The 19,310-nt window shown below is 65.3% G+C and carries 19 protein-coding genes; 10 read left to right on the top strand and 9 right to left on the bottom strand.

What is annotated here, in order from left to right; all coding sequences use genetic code 11:
* Positions 1–32: 32 nt before the first annotated feature.
* On the top strand, positions 33–1,055 hold the full coding sequence (locus tag CH285_RS27255; protein ID WP_094643830.1) for an LLM class flavin-dependent oxidoreductase: 1,023 nt from the start codon (positions 33–35) through the stop codon (positions 1,053–1,055).
* 70 nt (positions 1,056–1,125) lie between these two features.
* Here the strand turns inward: CH285_RS27255 and CH285_RS27250 are convergent, their stop codons facing one another.
* Complete coding sequence (locus CH285_RS27250; RefSeq protein WP_027496218.1) at positions 1,126–2,319, bottom strand: esterase/lipase family protein; 1,194 nt, start codon at positions 2,317–2,319, stop codon at positions 1,126–1,128.
* A 353-nt stretch (positions 2,320–2,672) separates the two neighbouring features.
* Between CH285_RS27250 and CH285_RS27245 the strand changes: the two genes are divergently transcribed.
* Entirely contained in the window at positions 2,673–3,929 is a 1,257-nt protein-coding gene (locus tag CH285_RS27245; protein ID WP_032366259.1) for a PucR family transcriptional regulator, read from the top strand.
* Positions 3,926–4,660 (top strand): EAL domain-containing protein, encoded by a 735-nt coding sequence (locus tag CH285_RS27240; RefSeq protein ID WP_228139180.1) that lies wholly within the window; start codon positions 3,926–3,928, stop codon positions 4,658–4,660. Before CH285_RS27245 ends, CH285_RS27240 begins: the two co-directional genes overlap by 4 nt.
* A gap of 62 nt (positions 4,661–4,722) precedes the next feature.
* Here CH285_RS27240 and CH285_RS27235 read toward each other — a convergent pair whose 3' ends face one another.
* The gene (locus CH285_RS27235) at positions 4,723–4,920 is read right to left on the bottom strand and encodes a CsbD family protein (RefSeq protein WP_027496220.1); all 198 of its coding nucleotides are present in this window, start codon (positions 4,918–4,920) and stop codon (positions 4,723–4,725) included.
* Positions 4,921–5,038: 118 nt separating this feature from the next.
* Between CH285_RS27235 and CH285_RS27230 the strand changes: the two genes are divergently transcribed.
* Positions 5,039–5,500 carry a hypothetical protein gene (locus CH285_RS27230; RefSeq protein ID WP_027496221.1) on the top strand — a complete coding sequence of 154 codons (462 nt, stop codon included), beginning with the start codon at positions 5,039–5,041 and terminating at the stop codon, positions 5,498–5,500.
* Positions 5,501–5,574: 74 nt separating this feature from the next.
* Here CH285_RS27230 and CH285_RS27225 read toward each other — a convergent pair whose 3' ends face one another.
* The 4 genes from CH285_RS27225 to CH285_RS27215 all read right to left on the bottom strand — a co-directional run bounded on the left by CH285_RS27225 (position 5,575) and on the right by CH285_RS27215 (position 8,794).
* Positions 5,575–6,123 carry a Dps family protein gene (locus tag CH285_RS27225; RefSeq protein ID WP_027496222.1) on the bottom strand — a complete coding sequence of 183 codons (549 nt, stop codon included), beginning with the start codon at positions 6,121–6,123 and terminating at the stop codon, positions 5,575–5,577.
* 79 nt (positions 6,124–6,202) lie between these two features.
* Entirely contained in the window at positions 6,203–7,267 is a 1,065-nt protein-coding gene (locus tag CH285_RS27220) for a TerC family protein (protein ID WP_032371100.1), read from the bottom strand.
* A complete protein-coding gene (locus CH285_RS28120; protein WP_167326732.1) occupies positions 7,264–7,419 on the bottom strand; it encodes a hypothetical protein in 156 nt (51 codons plus the stop codon). The genes CH285_RS27220 and CH285_RS28120 overlap by 4 nt, the downstream gene beginning before the upstream one ends.
* Positions 7,420–7,579: 160 nt before the next feature.
* Entirely contained in the window at positions 7,580–8,794 is a 1,215-nt protein-coding gene (locus CH285_RS27215) for a PucR family transcriptional regulator (protein WP_094643829.1), read from the bottom strand.
* 215 nt (positions 8,795–9,009) lie between these two features.
* On the opposite strand from CH285_RS27215, the gene CH285_RS27210 reads away from it, so the two are divergent.
* Complete coding sequence (locus CH285_RS27210; protein ID WP_032383632.1) at positions 9,010–10,449, top strand: amino acid permease; 1,440 nt, start codon at positions 9,010–9,012, stop codon at positions 10,447–10,449.
* Positions 10,446–11,345 (top strand): universal stress protein, encoded by a 900-nt coding sequence (locus CH285_RS27205; protein ID WP_094643828.1) that lies wholly within the window; start codon positions 10,446–10,448, stop codon positions 11,343–11,345. The genes CH285_RS27210 and CH285_RS27205 overlap by 4 nt, the downstream gene beginning before the upstream one ends.
* 7 nt (positions 11,346–11,352) lie before the next feature.
* Here the strand turns inward: CH285_RS27205 and speB are convergent, their stop codons facing one another.
* Positions 11,353–12,312: an agmatinase gene (gene speB / locus CH285_RS27200; protein WP_027496227.1), complete on the bottom strand. Its 960-nt coding sequence runs from the start codon at positions 12,310–12,312 to the stop codon at positions 11,353–11,355.
* A gap of 115 nt (positions 12,313–12,427) precedes the next feature.
* Between speB and CH285_RS27195 the strand changes: the two genes are divergently transcribed.
* The 3 genes from CH285_RS27195 to CH285_RS27185 are packed head-to-tail and all read left to right on the top strand — an operon-like array spanning position 12,428 to position 15,584.
* A complete protein-coding gene (locus CH285_RS27195) occupies positions 12,428–13,060 on the top strand; it encodes a helix-turn-helix domain-containing protein (RefSeq protein ID WP_032366257.1) in 633 nt (210 codons plus the stop codon).
* The gene (locus CH285_RS27190; protein ID WP_094643827.1) at positions 13,057–13,902 is read left to right on the top strand and encodes a carbon-nitrogen hydrolase family protein; all 846 of its coding nucleotides are present in this window, start codon (positions 13,057–13,059) and stop codon (positions 13,900–13,902) included. Before CH285_RS27195 ends, CH285_RS27190 begins: the two co-directional genes overlap by 4 nt.
* Positions 13,899–15,584: a flavin monoamine oxidase family protein gene (locus tag CH285_RS27185; RefSeq protein WP_032391136.1), complete on the top strand. Its 1,686-nt coding sequence runs from the start codon at positions 13,899–13,901 to the stop codon at positions 15,582–15,584. Before CH285_RS27190 ends, CH285_RS27185 begins: the two co-directional genes overlap by 4 nt.
* On the opposite strand, the gene CH285_RS27180 is transcribed toward CH285_RS27185, so the two are convergent.
* Positions 15,581–16,291 (bottom strand): YoaK family protein, encoded by a 711-nt coding sequence (locus tag CH285_RS27180; RefSeq protein WP_032366254.1) that lies wholly within the window; start codon positions 16,289–16,291, stop codon positions 15,581–15,583. The genes CH285_RS27185 and CH285_RS27180 overlap by 4 nt on opposite strands.
* A gap of 28 nt (positions 16,292–16,319) precedes the next feature.
* On the bottom strand, positions 16,320–17,816 hold the full coding sequence (locus CH285_RS27175) for a PucR family transcriptional regulator (protein WP_032408053.1): 1,497 nt from the start codon (positions 17,814–17,816) through the stop codon (positions 16,320–16,322).
* 129 nt (positions 17,817–17,945) lie between these two features.
* On the opposite strand from CH285_RS27175, the gene gabT reads away from it, so the two are divergent.
* Positions 17,946–19,310, top strand: a complete 1,365-nt coding sequence (gene gabT / locus CH285_RS27170) for a 4-aminobutyrate--2-oxoglutarate transaminase (protein ID WP_094643826.1) — start codon at positions 17,946–17,948, stop codon at positions 19,308–19,310.

Here is a 19,310-nt window from a genome sequence, read left to right as displayed (position 1 = left end):
CTGGCCGGACTTTCACGAAACGAGGTCCAGACGTGCCCGAACCATCCAGGCCCCTGCGTTCGCTCGGATTTCTGACCATCGGGCTCTTCGACGAGAACGCACCCGAGGTCGGCCACGAATCGACGCTGCGCATCATCGAACTCGGGGAGCGGCTGGGATTCGACAGTGCGTGGCTTCGTCATCGTCACCTGCAGTTCGGTATCTCGTCTCCCATCGCGGTCATGGCCGCCGCGTCGCAACGTACCGACCGCATCATGCTCGGCACTGCGGTGACGCCGTTGGGTTGGGAGAACCCCCTGCGTCTCGCCGAGGACTTGGCCACGGTGGATGTGCTGTCGGGTGGGCGCATCAACGCGGGAATCAGTGTGGGACAACCGATGCACTTCGATCGCGTCGCACACTCGTTGTATCCCGACACCGCCGAGGACGAGGACTTCGGCTACGACCGAGTCTCGCGGCTGCTTCGGTTCGTAGCCGGTGAACCTGCGTCCACGTGGTCGGGGACCGAGGGAATCGAAGCGTATTCCGAACGGGTACAACCGCATTCGCGTGGTCTACGGGACCGAATGTGGTACGGCGGGGCCAGTCTCCGTTCTGCGCAGTGGGCAGGGGAGAACGCGATGAATCTTCTGGTGAGCAGTGTGGTGCGCGCCGAGGACTCGACGGATTTCGATGCGATCCAGCGCGCGCACATCGCGCGGTTCCGCGAGGCTCACCCGGCCGGGGCCGACGCGCGGGTCTCCCAGGGGCTGGTGGTCATCCCCACCGACAGTGCTTCCGCCGCGCAGAAGCGCAAGTACGAGGACTACGTTCACGCGCGTACTGCACGGACCGGAGCACCGCAGGGGCCGGCTCGGATGATGTTCGCACCGGACCTCGTGGGTACCTCGGACGAGATCGCGGAGCAGTTGTACGCCAATCGATCTTTTCGTGAGGTCGACGAGGTGGCGTTCGCGCTGCCGTTCAGCTTCGACCACGAGGACTACGTGCAGATCCTGACCGACACGGCGCAGAAGCTCGGTCCGGCGCTGGGGTGGACTCCAGCACAGAACTGACCCGGACTTCCGCCGAGGGCGATCGGCCCGATCGGCCGATCGCCCTCGGCGGAACAGAGGTACCGGTGTCCTACTGGCCCGTGATGGGCGAGTTGTAGGCACACGGGATCGACTTCGCGGGGAAGCCCTTCGGATCCAGTGCGTTCTTGACGATGCCGATCGCGCGCGGTGAGACGGAGATCGACAGGTGGTCCGACAGGTCGATGCCGCAGCCGTCCTGCAGGGTGACGTTGTTGACGGTGGCACCGGGGCCTGCGGTGAGGAACGTCGTCTTGTACGGGGTGACGACCTCGTCGTACTTGGTGCCGATCACGGTGTACTTGATGCCGGGGTCGGTGTCACCGCCGACGGCCAGTCCCTTGACGAGTGGCGAGTCGATCACCTGGTCCGAGGCTGCCGGCCCGGCGATGGCACCGACGACTCCCAGGACGTTGAGTCCCAGGTTGTTGATGGTGCGCCCCAGAGTTCCGATGCCGACGAGGGTGGTGCCGTGATTCGATCCGGCGACGCTGACGACCGTGTTCACTTTGTTCTTGGTCGGGTCTGTCGGATTGGCACCGCCCTCGAAACGGAGGTACTGACGGGTGACGAGCCCACCCTGGGAGTGGCCGACGATGTCGACCTGCGCAGAGCCCGTGGCCGTCCGCACAGCGTCGACGTAGGTGGCGATCTCCTTTGCGTTGGACGCGACCGATGCGGTACCGCGAAGCGACGGGAGATTGCCGACGACACTGGAGTCCCCGTCTCCGTAGTTGAGCGCGAAGATGCAGTAGCCCTCCTTCTTCAGGGCAGGCGACATGCGCGCGAAGTTGTTGTACGCGTTCTCCCAGGTGCCGTGCAGGAGGACGACCGGGCGGGGGTGCGCGGCGGTGGGCTTGCAGTTCCAATCGTTGGCACCTTGGGGTGCGACGTTGGGGTTGACGATGCTGTAGAGGAATCCGGCCAGGAAGTTCTTCTGATCGGGCCCGTATCCGGTGGTCTCGGTCCGTGGGTCGTACGTCGCGGTGGCGGGGGCAGCCGAATCGATGCTCGGTGCCGTGATGCCCTGATCCGAGGCCTTCGGGTATGCGCCGGTCGGCCCCGGCGGAACAACGGTGTTGCCCTGCACGGTTGCGGGCGGTGCCGGTACCGGGACGGGTGCCGGCTGAGCCTGTGCTGCGAAACCGGAACCGAGGGCAACGGAGCATGCCATTGCAGCAATCATCGCAGCGCGGACTGTGGTGGCCTTCCTCGTTGCACGGAAGGTGGACCGAGAAGTGGTCATGGAGCCTGACTTTCGACGAGGGTCAAGTGGACGAGTCGGAACTGTAGGCCCGGATTTCGGCCCGGAACGTGCGCCGCATCACGTTTGGAAACCGCCCGCACGTGACCGTTCATTCGTGATGGGGCGTCACAAATGACGACGAACCGGACGCTAATGCGGATTTGTTGCCGGGTTCACGGTCCAAAACAATCCCCAGGTTTTATTTGTGCACTATGGTTCGAGTGTCTTCACCCCGGCCGACGGTTCGGCCGGGGAAGGACGGTTCGATACCGAGGCAGGGGCGTTGTGGGCAGACATCGGCCGCCTGAAGGACATGACCTGACGCGGGTTTCGGGTACGAGGGGTGGGGTTCGGTGACTGCAACAGACAGTGTGGACACGGCGCAGGAGGAGTACGCAGGTGGTCGACGTGCATCGGACCGCTTGCGGACGCCCCGGGAGACTGCCGCGCGAATGCTGAACCGGTATTTCGTCGATCCGGAGGACGTACCGCCGCCGCGCGACTGTGCACGGGGCGAGCTCGACGACATGGCGACCACCTGCAGCGAACTGGCTGCAGGGGTCCTCGATTCCGGTCGACTACCGGTCGCGGGGGCCATGGACACCTTCCGGGACGCCGCAACGCGGTGGGCCCGCGACGGAGTGCCACTCGGCCGAATTCAGCACGCGATCAACGAGGGCTGCGCGCTGGGTCTACGGGCTGCCGAGTCAGCGGTGAACCGGGAGGCAGGCGCGGCGGGTGATGACCGGACGATCCTGATCATGGAGCTTCTGAACGTGGTCACCGAGGCGGTGTCCGACGCTTATCTCACCGAGTTCCGCACGTTGGCGCAGAACGGTCCACGGCACGACGTCGAATTGCTCGACGCTCTGTTGACCGGCGACGGCACTGCCCGCAGGATCGCCGATCGGATGGGTGCGCTGCTCGCCGAGGAGTATCACGTCGTGGCCCTGCACTTTCCGGCGCATGCCGACGAAGGGGGTAGGCGCGGCGATGCGGCGATGATGGCCGCACGGAAGCTGCGGAGAATTCACGCGGCCCTGGCAGCGCACAACGGAGACATCGCCCCCATCGCATCCATCAGTGCGACGGGCGGAACGGTACTGCTGCCCGACGTTCCGGGTGCCGACGTCGACGAACTGGTCGAGCGGCTTGCCGACGCCGGCCAGGTCGCAGTGACGGCGACGACCGGGTCGGCAGCGATCGACGACATCTCGGTGACTGCGCCGCACCTGTACGAGCTCTTGAGCCTGGTCCGCAGGCTGCATTACACGCCGGGCACCTACCGCATCTCGGATCTGGTGTTCGAGTACCAGGTGAGCCGGCCCGGACTCGGTCGAAAGCACCTCGTGACTCTGATCGATCCGCTACGTGACTCGGTCGACCTTCTTCCGACGCTGCAAGCCTTCGTGGACTCCGATTCCAACAGGAAGAAGACAGCCACGTGGCTGACGGTGCATCCCAACACCGTCGACTACCGCCTCAAGCGGGTGGATCAACTCACCGGTCTCGATCCGATGAAACCGTCGGGGTTGCGGCGACTGCACGCAGCACTGATCGCCGATCGCCTCGAGGCACGCCGAACCCCGGTGGACGAGCGATCACTGTGACCGTCTCGGACGGCGCGGTGCTGGCAGCGTCCGCGGCGCTCGAGTCGGTGGATTCGGTGGCGGCGCTGTTTCAGCCGGTCGTCGAACTGTCGACGGGACATGTCGTCGGCTACGAAGCCCTCGCTCGGTGGCCGTCGCCGAGCAGCGCACTTCCCGAGGACGTCTTTGCTCTGGCCCGTGAACGGGGACTCGTCGGCCGAGTGGATGTGGCCTGCCGCGCGGCAGCTCTGCGGGCGGCGAGGGAACGTGCCTACTCCCGCAGGGTGCGGTTCTTCCTCAACATCGAACCGGGTTGCTTCCGTGACGAGCAGGACGTCGACATGCACCTCGACGCCATCGGCGACGATCTCGACGTGGTCCTCGAGATCACCGAGCGTGATCTGGATCGGAACGTTCCGTTGCTGATGGCCCTCGTCCGCGGCGCGCGCGCACGCGGGATGGGGGTGGCCATGGACGACGTCGGAGCGACACCGGCAACCCTGGATCTACTGGCGCTGGTGGCACCGGACATCGTCAAGCTCGACGCGTCGATCGTGCGAGCTCCGCTGCGATCCCGACCGGCAATGCGACAGATTCGCGCCTACGTTCGGTCGAGCAACGCGATCGTGCTGGCGGAAGGCATCGAGACGCGTCGGCATCTGCGACGTGCGAAAGCGCTCGGTGCCAGCTTGGGGCAGGGATGGATGTTCGGGCGGCCGTTGCCGCTGCCGAATCCGACAGGAGGCCTGTGACAGAGAAGAACCCCGCACCCGAGCCGTGAAGGCTGGGTGCGGGGTTCTGCTGCATCGATGGATCAGTTCGTGAACTTGTCCTTGATGTTGCCGGCTGCGTCCGAGACGTCGTCGCCGACCTGCTTGGTCTTGCCCGACGCCTGGTCCTTTGCGCCTTCGGCAGCAAGGTCGTCGTTGTCGGTCTTGTGGCCGATCTTTTCCTTGGCTTCGCCCACGAGCTCTTCTGCCTTGTGCTTTGCCTTGTCGATGAAATCAGCCATGTGAACTCCTCGAAATAGATTGTGCTGCTCGTGCATGGGAGCTATACCCGAGATCGCGGTCGGTAATCATCGGACTCCCGGCCGTGTTGCCGGCACGGGATGCGGGTACGTGCCGTTCATGACTGCACAGACGAACGACCCACATTCGCATGAGACGCCGGCACCGGAGCACCGCCGCCCCGACGGAGTGGACGACGATACCGTGGCAGCCACGGGCAAACTGTCCGAGGCACTCGAATACGTCGAGCGCGCTCGCGGCCACCTGTACTCGTTCCATCAGCTGATGGGACACGCGGATCTGCTGCTCGGGGAGGCCTCCGACGCGTTGTCGGACGCCGGGCACGACGCGTTGGCACAGCGACTCGAGACCGACATGATCGGCCGCAACATCGCTCAGGGGCGGTGGACGTTCCAGCTCGTCGAAGAGTTCGACGACGGGTATTGGACGGTACTTCGTGATCACGAGCGGGCGGTCCGGAACGAGCTGCTCGACGGACGTCGGCACGTCTTCGAGGCCGAGATGAAAGAACAGCGACGAACGCACGGTCGCAGCGGCCACGAGGCGCGTCCGACGGAGTGATCTGGCTCTGTCACAACGAAAAGCACCGGCCTCGCCGTGATCGGCGAGACCGGTGCTTCGGGTAGAAATGTTTGTCAGCCGGCTTGCTTCGCAGCGTCGACTTCGCTGGTCGCGCTTGCGGTGGAGAGCTGACCACCGGAGTTCTCCAGGTGCGCGCGGACGAACCAGTGGAACAGTTCGAGCTGGGCGCTCTGGCCGATGAGCATGTCCTCGGTGATCGGATCGATCTCGCCGACCTCTTCGATGTTCTTACGGGTGGTCTCGATGACCCCGGTGTACACCAGATCGAGAGCGCCGAGGTGCTCGATCGCCGTCGCCCGGCCGATCGAGTAATCGTCCCAGGAACGTTCCTTGACGATGGTGCCCGGCGTTCCCTTCGCAGAGGAGCCGAGGGTCGCGATGCGCTCGGCGACCTCGTCGGCGAAGCCGCGCACGGCCTCGACCTGAGGATCGAGCATTTCGTGGACAGAGATGAAGTTCGGTCCGACCACATTCCAGTGAATGTGCTTGAGCGTGAGATGGAGGTCGTTGTAGGCGTTCAGGCGATCCTGCAGGATCGCTGCGACGCGCGCGCCCACGTCCGACGAGAGTCCGGGAACGGTGTACGAGTTCTTGTCAGCCATGACGACGGTTTGCCCCATCACGGCGAAGTACAAACATGCCCCGCCGGATCGATTCCGGCGGGGCATGTGTCGTGCGGAACTACTTGTCGAGTCGAGGCGAATCGGTACCCGACGTACCCGTCGACGAGGTGCCGGCGGTGGAGGTTCCGTCCGTCGGATCGACGATCGGACTGTCGGCTGCGGCCCTGTCGACCGCGTCGGCGCTGTCTTCCTCCGGGGGATTCTTCAGGCTCAGGATGATCGAGCCTGCCAGGACCACGACGATGACCACCAGGCTGACGAAGGACGGGATCTCGGGGATCGACGTGCTGATCACCTTGTGCCCGGCCTGCAGGATCAGCTTGACGCCGATGAAGGCGAGGATGATCGCCAGTCCCTTGGACAGGTAGTGGAACTTCTCGAGCAACCCTGCGAGCAGGAAGTACAGGGCACGCAGGCCGAGGATCGCGAACGCGTTCGAGGAATACACGATGAACGGGTCGTCGGTCACTGCCAGAACGGCAGGAACACTGTCGACCGCGAAGACCAGGTCGGCCGCCTCGATCGCCACCACGACGGCGAGCAGTGGCGTGGCCACCCGCTTGCCTGCCTCCTTGACGAAGAACTTGGTACCGGAGTACTCGTCCTGAACGGGGACGATCTTCTTGAGCAAGCGCACTGCAATGGAGGTGCCGGGGTCGTACGAGTCGTCCTCGTCCTTCATCAGCTTGTACGCGCTGTAGAGCAGGATGGCGGCGAAGACGAACAGAACCGCGGCGAACTTGCTGACGATGGCCACACCGGCGGCCAGGAAGATGGCACGGAAGACCAGGGCGCCGATGACACCGAAGAACAACACGCGGTGCTGGTACTCACGGGGGACCTTGAAGTAGCCGAAGATCAGCGCGAAGACGAAGAGGTTGTCGACCGACAGACTCTTCTCCAGCAACCATGCCGTCGTGTACTCAACTCCGGCCGTTGTTCCCAGCGTGAAGAACACCACGATGCCGAAGATGATGGCGACGCCTACCCACAGTGCGCTCCACCACGCGGCCTCCTTGAAGCCGATGATGTGCGCGCCGCGGTGCGCCAGCAGGTCGATGGCCAGCAGGATCAGGACGACGGCACCGAATGCGGCCCACGCCCACCATGGGACGACGTTCATGAACGTCCACCCTTACCGGTGAACTTCGTGCCCAATTGCTTCAACTTCGCCTGATTCTCGGGCTTGGTTGCATATCGGCGCGCTCGGTCGATCATCTGTTTGCCCTGAGGGCTGCGAGCGAACGCGGTCAACTTCTGTGTCAACGACGACATCTGTCCTGCTCCTTACGTTCTCGTTCGATCGGTATGTGGGGCGGTTCGACCGCAACTACTCCAGTCTGACTGTTTGCTTTACTGCAGGCAGGGTTGTTTTGCGGACATGTTTCAGCAGACTTTCTTGCCGACTTCCGGCAATCTCGGCCTCAGGTGCGATTCAGGAGTGCAGGCCGGATCGCGGCCAGTCGAGCAACATCGCGCCGAGTACTGCCGTGTGCAGCGCAAATGCCTCGACGGGATTGCCCACATCTTGCCCGGTCAAATCTCTTATTCGCGACAATCTGTACGTGACCGCGCGCACTGACAGATGCATCCGGCGTGCGGTGGACGCCGAGTTCGCGCCGGTCTCGAAGTACACCTGCAATGTTTCCAGCAGTGGGCCTGCTCCGCCCCGAGCGCTCGTCAACGGGGTCAGCAACGTCTCGACCAGATCGGCGATCGCGGCGCGATCACTGATCAGAACGCGATAGACGAGCAGATCACGGGCGTCGACGACGGGTGTGTCGAGCCCCAGCGACGACGCGAGGTCGAGCGCGTCCAGGGCGTCTCGGTACGACGCCGCCACGCCGACTGCGCCGCTGCGTGGGCGACCGACTCCGAGCTGTATCCGTCCGTATTCGCCGCGACGGCGCAGGTCGACCGTATCGCTCGGGCCGGCTGCAGACGCACCGAGGACTCGTCCCACACGGGTGAGCACGTGGTCGACGGCCTCGCGATCGGGTGCCGGAAACACCACGATCAGCCGACCCTGCTTGGTGGCGACGAGGAGATCGGCGTCCCCTTTGCTGCCCTGCACGCTGCGTTCGACCAGCCCGATGGCCGACGTCGCGTCGGTGAACGGAGTCGTGGACGTGACCACGGCGACTGCGTGCGGACTCGACAGATCCAGCCCGAACGTCTGCGCACGTCCCAGGACACCGGCGACATCGGCCGTTCCGGAGAGCAGATCGTCCACGAACTCGCGGCGTGCCAATACCTCCACGCGAACCAGGGTCCGCCGGGCGAGCTGAAAGCCTTCGGCGAGTTCGGCCGCGGCGTCGTCGACGGCTCGAAGCATGACCTCGCCCGCGGTGACGACCCCGGCCGGGTCTGCTGCGGCGGCCTGCACGACGGGCAACTCGCGCCACAATCGCCACGCCGCCGACAGGTAGAGGTCGAGCAACGCGCGCAGAGCCACACCCGCTCGGGCTGCTTCGTCGCCGTGTACGCGGCACTCCCGAAGTTGCTTGCGGGTGAGCGGAACACCTGCGTCCACCGCATCGGTCACGACGTCGAGAAAGTTCCCCAGGAACGCGACGTCCAGGCCGCCTGCGTCCGAGGCCGCTTGCGCGGCCACCGCGTCGAGCGGTGTCGCGTCCGGCTGTGTGGCCATGTGTTCGAGGGTCTCCCATCCGAGTCGAGGTCAATGGTAGGCGGCGCTCACACCGACACCGGCTCGACGACGAGCTCGTGGACCGCGCGGCGTGTTCGGTGTGCGACCGGGTGGCTCGGGGAGCAGAATCACCGAAATCGCCTCGCGTCGGCTGCTGTACCGCCCGCGGCACGGTTCGGTCCGCACCGTTCGTCTTCACGTTGGGAGTCTCGACCATGACATCGTCGAACGGACCCGCATCGGGTCTGCGCTCGCAGTTGTTCCGCAAGAAACCGATCGCAGAGCCGGACCAGCAGCCCGGTGGTCTGGAACGCACCATCGGGACGTTCCAACTGACGATGTTCGGAGTGGGAGCGACCATCGGCACCGGCATCTTCTTCGTGCTCTCGCTCGCCGTTCCCGAAGCCGGTCCAGCCGTGGTCCTGTCGTTCCTGGCCGCAGGAATTGCCGCCGGGCTCGCCGCTATCTGTTACGCCGAAATGGCCTCGGCGGTGCCGGTCTCGGGATCGACGTACTCATACGCATACGTGACGATGGGGGAGGTGGTCGCGATGGGTGTTGCGGCCTGCCTGCTGCTGGAGTACGGGGTGTCGAGTGCCGCGGTCGCGGTCGGCTGGAGCGGATACCTCAACGAACTTCTCGGTAACCTCTTCGGCTTCACCATCCCGCACGCGTTGTCCGCGGCACCGGGTGACGCCGATCCGGGAATCCTGAACTTGCCCGCCGTCGTGCTGATCGTTCTGTGCGCCGTCTTGCTCATTCGCGGTGCGAGCGAGTCCGCAGCGGTGAACGCAGTCATGGTCGTCATCAAGCTGGGCGTGCTCGCGCTGTTCGCCGTCGTCGGATTCACCGCCTTCGATTCCGGCAACTTCTCGGACTTCATGCCGCTCGGAGCGGCAGGTGTCACCGCGGCGGCCGGCACCATCTTCTTCTCGTTCATCGGTCTCGACGCCGTCTCGACAGCCGGGGACGAGGTGAAGAATCCACAGAAAACCATGCCGCGAGCCATCATTGCCGCACTCGTCGTGGTGATCGTCTTCTACCTCGTCGTTGCGGTCGCGGCGTTGGGCACACAGCCGTGGACAGCATTCGCCGGGCAGGAAGAAGCCGGGTTGGCCGAGATTCTCCGAAATGTGACCGGACGGGCATGGCCGGCCACGATTCTGGCGGCGGGCGCGGTGATCTCGATCTTCTCGGTGACTCTGGTGACGATGTACGGGCAGACGCGCATTCTGTTCGCCATGGGCCGAGACGGGATGCTGCCCAAGGCGTTCGCGAAGGTCAGTCCCCGGACTCACACCCCCGTCAACAACACGATCGTCGTCGCGGTGATCATCTCGATCCTCGCCGCGTTCGTTCCGCTGGACAAGTTGGCCGATCTGGTGTCGATCGGAACGCTCGTCGCGTTCATCGTCGTGGCGATCGGCGTGATCGTCCTGCGCCGGACGATGCCCGACCTCGAGCGTCCGTTCAAGGTGCCGGGCTACCCGGTGACACCGATCCTGTCCATCGCCGCGTGCATCTACATCCTGTCCGGCTTGCGGTGGACCACGTGGTTCTGGTTCGGGCTCTGGCTCGCCGTGGTTCTCGCGTTCTACTTCCTGTGGGGTCGGCATCATTCGGCGCTTCGATCGGTCGGAAAGGTCGCGGAATGAGCGTGCTGATCGCGTTCGCGCCCGGCAAGGGGAGTGTCGGTGCCCTCGATCTCGGTGCGCAACTGGCCCGATCCCTGACCACGAACATCGACGTGGCAACCGTGGTTCCCAAGCCGTGGTCGACGCCGTCGAAGGCCAGGGTCGACGCCGAGTTCGCCGACTGGGCCGCGTCGACGGCCACCGAGTCGGAGGCGAAAGCCCGCCACTACTTGGAGGAACGCGCACCCGATGTCGCCGCGTCGTTCCACCGGATGTCGCACCGCTCGGTGTCCACTGCATTGACCGAGGCCGCGGAGACCACCGGGGCGTCGATCCTGGTTCTGGGTTCCTCGGGGGACGGTGCTCTCGGGCAAGTCGTCGTCGGTTCCACCGCGGACAAGTTGCTCCATTCCTCGCCGGTCACCGTCGCGTTGGCCCCGCGCGGCTACCGCATTCGAGATCGGGCCGTCCTGACGCGGATCACGTGCGCATTCTCGGGCGACAGTGAGGCCACCCGCGTCGTCGGGCCCACAGCGGAGTTGGCCCGCGACACCGGTGTGCCACTTCGCTTGGCCTCGTTCGTCGTTCGCGGGGCAACGATGTATCCGCCCGAGATCGGGCTGCGAGCCGAGGACGACGTAGCGGCCGAGCTCGCCCGAGGACTGAGCGAGGCGCTGACCGCGGCGGTGGACGACGCTGTCGCGGTGGGGTTACCGGCCGACCGCGTCGACACCGAGTTGGCCACCGCGGGCAGTTGGCGAGAAGCACTCGACGAACTGCACTGGCAGGACGGCGAAGTGCTGACCATCGGGTCGTCCGGGCCGTTGGGTCCGATCGCCCGAGTGTTTCTCGGTTCACGGGCAACGAAGATCATCCGCCACTCGCCCGTACCGATTCTGGTGTTGCCGCGCCGGTAAGTGCCCGCTACCGGTTCAGCGCCAGCACCGACAGCAACTCGTACGCGACATGGGCCGCCGCGATGCCGGTGATCTCGGCGTGGTCGTATGCGGGCGCGACTTCCACGATGTCGGCACCGACCACGTTCAGCCCGACTAGACCGCGCAGCGTGTTGAGCAACTCGCGCGAGGTCATCCCGCCGGCCTCGGGTGTGCCGGTGCCCGGAGCGTGCGCGGGATCGAGAACGTCGATGTCGACCGAGACGTAGACCGGGCCACCGTCGAGGCGACGACGCATCCGCTCGACGATGCTGGCCACGCCGTCGACCTCGTAGTCGTCGGAACGAATCACCTGGAAGCCGAGCACCCGGTCGTCCTCGAGGTCCTGCTCACTGTAGAGAGGGCCGCGGATACCGATGTGCTGGGAGCGTTCGAGGTCGATGAGCCCTTCCTCGCTCGCCCGCCGAAACGGCGTCCCGTGTGTGTACGGCGCACCGAAGTACGTATCCCAGGTATCGAGGTGGGCGTCGAAGTGCAACACCGCAATCGGCCCGTGATCACGCGCGAGCGAACGCAGGATCGGGAGCGCGATGGTGTGGTCGCCGCCGAGAGTCAGCACCGAAGAGCCGTCGGCACGCAGGTCCGTCACGGCATCGTGCACGGTCTGCAGCGCTTCGGTGATGTCGAACGGATTGACCCCGATGTCGCCGAAGTCGGCTACCTGTTGGCGTGCGAACGGCGAGACCTGCAGGGCAGGGTTGTACGGCCGCAACAGTTTCGACGCCGCACGGATGTGGCCGGGTCCGAAGCGCGCACCCGGCCGGTAGCTCACCCCCGAATCGAACGGCACGCCGAGAATCGTCACGTCTGCCCGCGACACCTCGTCGAGCCGGGGGAGTCGCGCGAATGTCGTCGGTTCGGCGTAACGGGGGACCTTGGTGGCGTCGAGCGGGCCGACCGGGGTGTGTTCCGGGTTGTTCGCATTCATCGAGATGTCCCTCCGCAGTCGAGCGCCCGGCCGTCGAAAGGTCGACCATGTCGCTCGGCAAGCGTTACTCTGATGCTCGGTCTTGTCAACACAAGTTTCCTGAAAGGCGAAAAGGGTGTCTTCAGCCGCGCAGGTCGACGTCGATGCGCCACGAATCGGTGCGCGCCTGAAGGAGGCGCGCCTGAAGAAGCGGCTGACGCTCGACGCGCTCGCCTACACCTGCGGGGTCACCAAGGGGTATCTGTCCAAGCTCGAGCGCGATCAGGTGAACGCATCGGTCGCATCCCTGGTTAGAGTCTGCGCCGCGCTCGACGTACCGGTCGGCTCGCTGTTCGACGACGCACCCGTCGGCGAAGTGGTACGCGCACAGTCGTTGCCGCGCATCATGTTCGGTGGAGAACAGATGACCGAGTATCTGCTGACGCCGGTAGGGGAGCGTCGCGTGCAGGTGTTGTTGGGGCATATCGAACACGGCGGCGGAAGTGGGTCCGAGGCGTACACGCTGCCGCTCGACGTGAGCTTCGTGTACGTGATCGACGGCGAGCTACGGGTGATCTTCGAAGCCGATCCCGGCGCGGACTTCGGCGGGGACGACATCTCTCTCGGGGCGGGGGACGCCTTCACGTTCTCGCCGCGCCGTCGGCACAGTTTCCGCAGCGACAGCAGCGGTGGGGCGCGAGTGTTGTGGGTACTGGCACCGGCACTGCCCGAAGAATTACCGATCGGAAAGCCGGGGTTGCATCGGTGACGAACACCGTCTCGCTCTATCAGGGGCCGGAGGACTCCGGCGATGTCGAGGCCAACCTCGAAGCACTCGACGCTGCGGCTGCGGCAGCCGCGGCGGCCGGCGCATCGATCCTGGTCACTCCGGAGATGTCGGTCAGCGGTTACGACATCGGTGAACTCGTCGTCGATCGTGCCGAACCGTTCGACGGACCGATCTTCGGGAGGGTCGCCGAGATCGCCCGTGCTCACGGCGTCGCGATCGTGTACGGATATCCCGAACGCAGCGGCGAGTCGGTGTACAACGCCGTTCAGGTGGTCGACGCGACCGGTACGTCGCTGGCGCGTTACCGCAAGACGCACCTGTTCGGTGAGCTCGATCGTGCCCACTTCACCCCCGGCCAGGAGTTGGTGGTGCAGTTCGACTTCGGAGATCTGCGCTGCGGTCTGCTCACCTGTTACGACGTCGAATTTCCGGAGACCGTCCGCGCGCACGCCGACGCGGGTACGCAATGGTTGATCGTCCCGACCGGTCTGATGTCGCCATTCGAGATCATCGCAACCCACGTGGTTCCCACCCGGGCCTACGAGAGCCAGGTGTTCGTCACCTACGTCAACCGCTGTGGCACCGAGTCGAGCCTGACCTATTGCGGCCTGACGTGCGCCGTTGCTCCCGATGGCACCGACATCGCCAGAGCCGGTGTGCACGAGCAACTGTTGACGGTGCACTTGGACCCCGCCGACCTCGACAGGTCTCGAGCGATCAACACCCACCTTTCCGACCGACGTCCGGATCTGTATCGGACGGCACCTCGTCCCGCAGGGACCGCAGGCCCGGTACGAGCCGAGCAGGAGAACGACAGATGACCACACCCGTCACCCCGGACAGCGCGATAGAGCCCGAGGACGAACAACCGCTCACCATGTTCGGGCCGGACTTTCCGTTCGCCTACGACGATTACCTCGCCCACCCGGCCGGCCTGGGTAGCGTTCCCGACGCCGCACTCGGTACCCGAGTCGCGGTGGTCGGCGGCGGACTCGCAGGAATGGTCGTGGCCCGCGAGTTGCTTCGGCTCGGCCTGGAACCGGTTGTCTACGAATCGGATCGAATCGGCGGCCGCATGCGATCGGTGCCGTTCGAGGGGCATCCGGGTGTGGTCGCCGAGATGGGCGCGATGCGGTTTCCGCCGTCCTCGACCGCGTTGTTCCACTACCTCGACTCCGTCGGGCTCGAGACGACACCGTTCCCGAACCCGTTGGCCGAGGCGACCCCCAGTACGGTGATCGATCTCAAGGGCACCAGCCACTACGCCCGCAAGCTCGAGGATCTCCCGCCGATCTTCGCCGAGGTCGCCGACGCATGGAACAGAACGCTCGAGGAGCACGCCGAACTGATTCCGTTGCAGCGCGCCATCCGCAGGCGGGACGCGGCCGAGATCAAGCGCATCTGGAACGAACTGATCGTGAAATTCGACGATCAGACCTTCTACGGATTCCTCGCTGCGTCCGAGCATTTCTCGTCGTTTCGCATGCGAGAGTTGTTCGGCCAGGTCGGTTTCGGAACAGGAGGTTGGGACACCGACTATCCCAACTCCATTCTCGAGATCCTTCGTGTCGTCATCACCGCAGCCGACGATCACCACCGCGGCATAGTCGGCGGGTCACAGCAGCTGCCGATGCGGTTGTGGACCGACACACCCGCGGACCTGGCGCACTGGCCCGCGGGTACGTCGGTGTCCTCGGTGAACGGCGGCACCACGATGCCGCGCGTCACCGAGATCAGGCGCACCGGGGGCGGCACCACGATCCACGACGACCGAGGAAACATCCGTACGTACGCGGCCGCGGTCGTGACCGCGCAGAGTTGGATGTTGCTCAGCAACATCAGGTGCGACGACGATCTGTTCCCGATCGACCACTGGACCGCCATCGAACGTACCCATTACATGGGGTCGACGAAGGTCTTCGCACTCGTCGATCGGCCGTTCTGGAAAGACAAGGACCCGGTGACCGGGCGTGATCTGGTCAGCATGACACTGACCGACCGGATGAGCCGCGGCACATACCTTCTCGATCAAGGCGAAGGAAAGCCGGGGCTGATCTGCCTGTCCTACACGTGGTCCGACGACTCGCTCAAACTGCTGGCTCTCGATCCCACCGAACGCATGAACATCATGCTGCGATCCCTCGAGGAGATCTACCCGGGCGTCGACTTCCGCAGCCACATCATCTCGACTCCGGTGACGCTGTCCTGGGAGACCGAGCGCGACTTCATGGGTGCGTTCAAGGCCAACCTGCCGGGGCACTACCGCTATCAGGAAAGACTGTTCACCCACTTCGTGCAGGACGAACTCGAACCCCGACACCGCGGCATCTTCCTTGCCGGCGACGACATCTCGTGGACCGCCGGTTGGGCGGAGGGCGCGATTCACACAGCACTGAACGCGGTATGGGGCGTCGTACATCACCTGGGTGGCATCTCGGCACCGGACAACCCGGGCCCGGGGGACGTCTTCGACACCATCGCGCCGCTTCGACTGGGCGACTAACGCTTCGCTGCAGCCGATCGAGGTGGGCGTTCGTCGAACACAAACAGTGCCAGCGCGACGATCAGCATGACGGCCACCACCCAGATCGCGCGCAGAGCGAACAGCTCCACCGACACTGCGCCGAGTACAGCGCCGCCGAGAAATCCGGCGATGACCGTGCCGAACCGCCGAGCCCGAATCCCCGCCTCCCGATCATGCTCGACCACACGATGAAACGCCGCCATGGCCATGGTGCGGAGGTTGCCGGTCGTCATCGTCGTGTTGAACGGCGAATCCACCAACACCCGAAAGGTCGTCACCTGCACGCCCGCGACATGCGCGAGGATGACCGACACCACCGCATCGGGAACCGTTGCCGGCAGAAACCCGACGATCACCAGAACCAGGATCTCGTAGCAGAGCACAGCCCGCACCGGCCTGCGCACGATCCTCTCGATCGCAGGCAACGCGATGAACTCGGCCGTCATGACACCCAGAACGAATGCCGTCAACGGCGGCAGGAACACCAGCGCCTCCACCCAACGCCCGCCCGCCACGTCCACGCCGAGCAGCACCACGTTGCCGGTCTGGGCACCGGCGAACACACCGCCGCGAGTGACGTAGGTGTACGCATCCAGAAATCCGCCCACAGCCGCCAGCAGCACTCCGAGCCGAACCGACTTCGCGGTGGCGACGGAGATCTGGGGTTCAGGACGAGGGGTGGTCATCGCGAAATCCTGACACAGAGGGGTGTGCTCATGCCGCGAGTAGGGAGAGCAACAGTTCCGCTCGCACCCGCGCCGACGTGAGATCCACCCCCAGCAATTCCTCGCATCGTGTGATGCGGTTGCGCAAGGTGTGACGATGCACCGACAGGTGGGCAGCGGCGGTTTCCCAGTGCCCGTTGGCTTCCAGGAACGCTCGAAGCGAACCCACCAGATCCGCGGTGTGAGTGCGGTCGTACTCGGCCAGTACGGCGATGGTGACGGCAGCCATGGCACGCAACGACTCCCGAACCGGTTCCGACGCCAGCAGCATCGACCCGGTGAAATGGACGACCCGATCACCGGGACCGGCCGCCGCGCACGCGAGCCGCGCTTGTCTCAGCGCGGTGGGGGCCTCGGTGATGTGCATGTCGGTGCCGACCCCCGCACACACCGAACGGGGAAGCGAATTCATCAGCTGCGCAACGAAAGTCGCGTCGTCGCCAGGTAGCAGCATCTCGGCACCGTCGTCGGTGGACCTGACGAACGTCGGCCGTGCGTGGGCGCGGAACTGAGCATCGACGGCATCGGCGATGGAACCCGTCCGCCCCGTCGCGCCGCGGAGAACCACCACGGTGATGCGTGAGTCGTCGTCGGCCGCATCGGCGAGATAGCTCGGTACCTGCGTGTCACCGGGGGACAGGAGATGCCCGTCGAGGAGAAGTCCGAGCGCGCGCGAGTTCAGGGCCGTCTGCTCGGCGCGCAGCCGCGCAGGCTTTTCCAGTTCGAGGGTTATCAGCGACACCGCATGCCCGAGCAATATCTGCTCGACTCCCGTCACGGGCCCCTTCGTGCGAATCGCGAGAAAGCTCGGCGCACTGGCGGTGATCGGTACCGAGTGCAGGCTCACGGTGCGGCCCGGCTCGCTCACCGACACCGTCGCGGGTGACGACGACGGACGGATACTGGCGGCGATCTCGCGGGCCTGCGCGATCAGATCCGCCGCGTCGACCGGATGGAACGACTCGGTGCGATGTCCGATGAGCGCGACGGAGGTGGACGTGGCGACCGCCAATTCGCGCACGATCGCGTCGACGCCGCCGTGCAGTGCGGCGCGGGTGATGCGGCTCTGTACCGACGCCGCCCGCAGGACTTCCTCGTACTCCTGCTCGGCGATGCGTGTGGTGACCGCCCGAATGACGGCGGCGAAGGGAGTGTCGTAGGGAACCTCGACGACGGGCAGCCCGACCTCGTCTGCCGCGTCGAGAAGTTCTCGTGGAATCACGCTGTGCGAGAGACCGGTTCCGAATCCGAGGCAGGCAACCCCTGCCGTTCGGAGGGTGCGGACGTACTGCGCGAGTGCGGGGCCGCCGGAGTCGAAGCCGAGACCTGTCGTGAGGATCAGCTCGCCGCCGGACAACCACGGACTCGGATCGGTGAGCTCGGTCGCCTGCGCGAAGGTGATGGCGGCGCCGCTGCGTTCGGGCCCGCCGCGATGACTCAGCCGGAGGTCGCGTTGTCTCAACAACCAGGAAATCTGCACACTCACCTGTCGCACTGTAATCGTGCCTGACGAAATGGCGTGTGCTTCTGCACCTGAATGTACGTATCGGCAGTCTTCGGTCGACCCTCGCGGTCGCATACTTGCTGCACAGAGACCAACCCGAAAGGTGCGACCATGGCTTCGATCGAATACCGACTTCCGCAGGAGCGCAGGATCGTCACCGCGTTCCCCGGCCCGAAATCGTCGGCTCTGGCCGAGCGCCGCAAGGCCGTCGTCGGTGCAGGCGTCGCATCGACGTTGCCGGTGTACGTGGCCGACGCAGACGGCGGCGTCGTGGTCGACGTCGACGGCAATTCGTTGATCGACCTCGGTGCCGGCATCGCCGTGACGACCGTCGGTGCGTCGAATCCGGCTGTTGTTGCCGCCGTGCAGGATCAGGTCGCTCACTTCACGCACACCTGCTTCATGATCGCGCCCTACGAGGGATACATCGCGGTCGCCGAGAAGTTGGCCGAACTCACGCCGGGAGATCACGACAAGCGCACCGTCCTGTTCAACAGTGGTGCCGAGGCCGTCGAGAACGCAGTCAAGATCGCCCGGCACGCCACCGGCCGCTCGGCCGTGGTCGTGTTCGACCACGCGTATCACGGCCGCACGAACCTGACGATGGCTCTGACCTCGAAGTCGATGCCGTACAAGAGTGGATTCGGCCCGTTCGCTCCCGAGGTCTATCGAGTTCCGATGTCGTACCCGTTCCGTGAAGGACTCGGTGCCGACGGATTGGCCGTCACCGGTGCACAGGCCGCCGCCCGTGCGATCTCCATGATCGAAAAGCAGGTCGGCGCAGACAATCTCGCGGCCATCCTGATCGAGCCGATCCAGGGTGAGGGCGGCTTCGTCGTGCCGGCGGACGGCTTCCTGCCTGCGCTGACCGAGTGGGCGCGCAAGCACGATGTCGTGTTCATCGCCGACGAGGTGCAGTCCGGATTCACTCGCACCGGTGCCTGGTTCGCCAGCGAGCACGAGGGCATCGTGCCGGACCTGATCACCATGGCCAAGGGCATCGCGGGCGGTATGCCACTGGCCGCGGTGACGGGCCGGGCAGATCTGATCGACGCCGTGCATCCCGGTGGGCTCGGCGGCACCTACGGAGGCAATCCCGTCGCATGCGCCGCTGCGCTGGCATCGATCGAACAGATGGAGACCCTCGACCTCAACGCCCGCGCTCGCGACATCGAACGCATCGTCGTCGATCGGCTCACGGCGTTGATGCCGGAGGTGGGGATCATGGGTGAGGTTCGAGGCCGTGGGGCCATGCTTGCCGTCGAGCTCGTCGTACCGGGTGGACGTGAGCCGAACCCCGAGGCCACCAAAGCCGTTGCCGCTGCGGCACTCGCGGCAGGCGTGATCGTGTTGACGTGCGGAACCTACGGCAACGTCATCCGCCTGCTTCCGCCGCTGGTGATCTCCGACGAGTTGCTCGACGACGCACTCACGGTCCTCGAGAACGCACTGCGCGACGCTTCGAAGGGACTCTGA

The organism is Rhodococcus sp. 05-2256-B1 (assembly GCF_002258465.1).
GTDB lineage: Bacteria > Actinomycetota > Actinomycetes > Mycobacteriales > Mycobacteriaceae > Rhodococcoides > Rhodococcoides fascians.
This window is presented reverse-complemented; position numbering and strand designations above follow the sequence as displayed.

Excerpts from the sequence above, each read along its gene's own strand:
- CH285_RS27185 (WP_032391136.1), top strand. The coding sequence starts at position 13,899 with ATGACCACACCCGTCACCCCGGACAGCGCGATAGAGCCCGAGGACGAA.
- CH285_RS27220 (WP_032371100.1), bottom strand. The coding sequence starts at position 7,267 with ATGAACGTCGTCCCATGGTGGGCGTGGGCCGCATTCGGTGCCGTCGTC.
- CH285_RS27210 (WP_032383632.1), top strand. The coding sequence starts at position 9,010 with ATGACATCGTCGAACGGACCCGCATCGGGTCTGCGCTCGCAGTTGTTC.
- gabT (WP_094643826.1), top strand. The coding sequence starts at position 17,946 with ATGGCTTCGATCGAATACCGACTTCCGCAGGAGCGCAGGATCGTCACC.
- CH285_RS27230 (WP_027496221.1), top strand. The coding sequence starts at position 5,039 with ATGACTGCACAGACGAACGACCCACATTCGCATGAGACGCCGGCACCG.
- CH285_RS27225 (WP_027496222.1), bottom strand. The coding sequence starts at position 6,123 with ATGGCTGACAAGAACTCGTACACCGTTCCCGGACTCTCGTCGGACGTG.
- CH285_RS28120 (WP_167326732.1), bottom strand. The coding sequence starts at position 7,419 with ATGTCGTCGTTGACACAGAAGTTGACCGCGTTCGCTCGCAGCCCTCAG.
- CH285_RS27235 (WP_027496220.1), bottom strand. The coding sequence starts at position 4,920 with ATGGCTGATTTCATCGACAAGGCAAAGCACAAGGCAGAAGAGCTCGTG.
- CH285_RS27250 (WP_027496218.1), bottom strand. The coding sequence starts at position 2,319 with ATGACCACTTCTCGGTCCACCTTCCGTGCAACGAGGAAGGCCACCACA.
- CH285_RS27215 (WP_094643829.1), bottom strand. The coding sequence starts at position 8,794 with ATGGCCACACAGCCGGACGCGACACCGCTCGACGCGGTGGCCGCGCAA.
- CH285_RS27205 (WP_094643828.1), top strand. The coding sequence starts at position 10,446 with ATGAGCGTGCTGATCGCGTTCGCGCCCGGCAAGGGGAGTGTCGGTGCC.
- CH285_RS27180 (WP_032366254.1), bottom strand. The coding sequence starts at position 16,291 with ATGACCACCCCTCGTCCTGAACCCCAGATCTCCGTCGCCACCGCGAAG.
- speB (WP_027496227.1), bottom strand. The coding sequence starts at position 12,312 with ATGAATGCGAACAACCCGGAACACACCCCGGTCGGCCCGCTCGACGCC.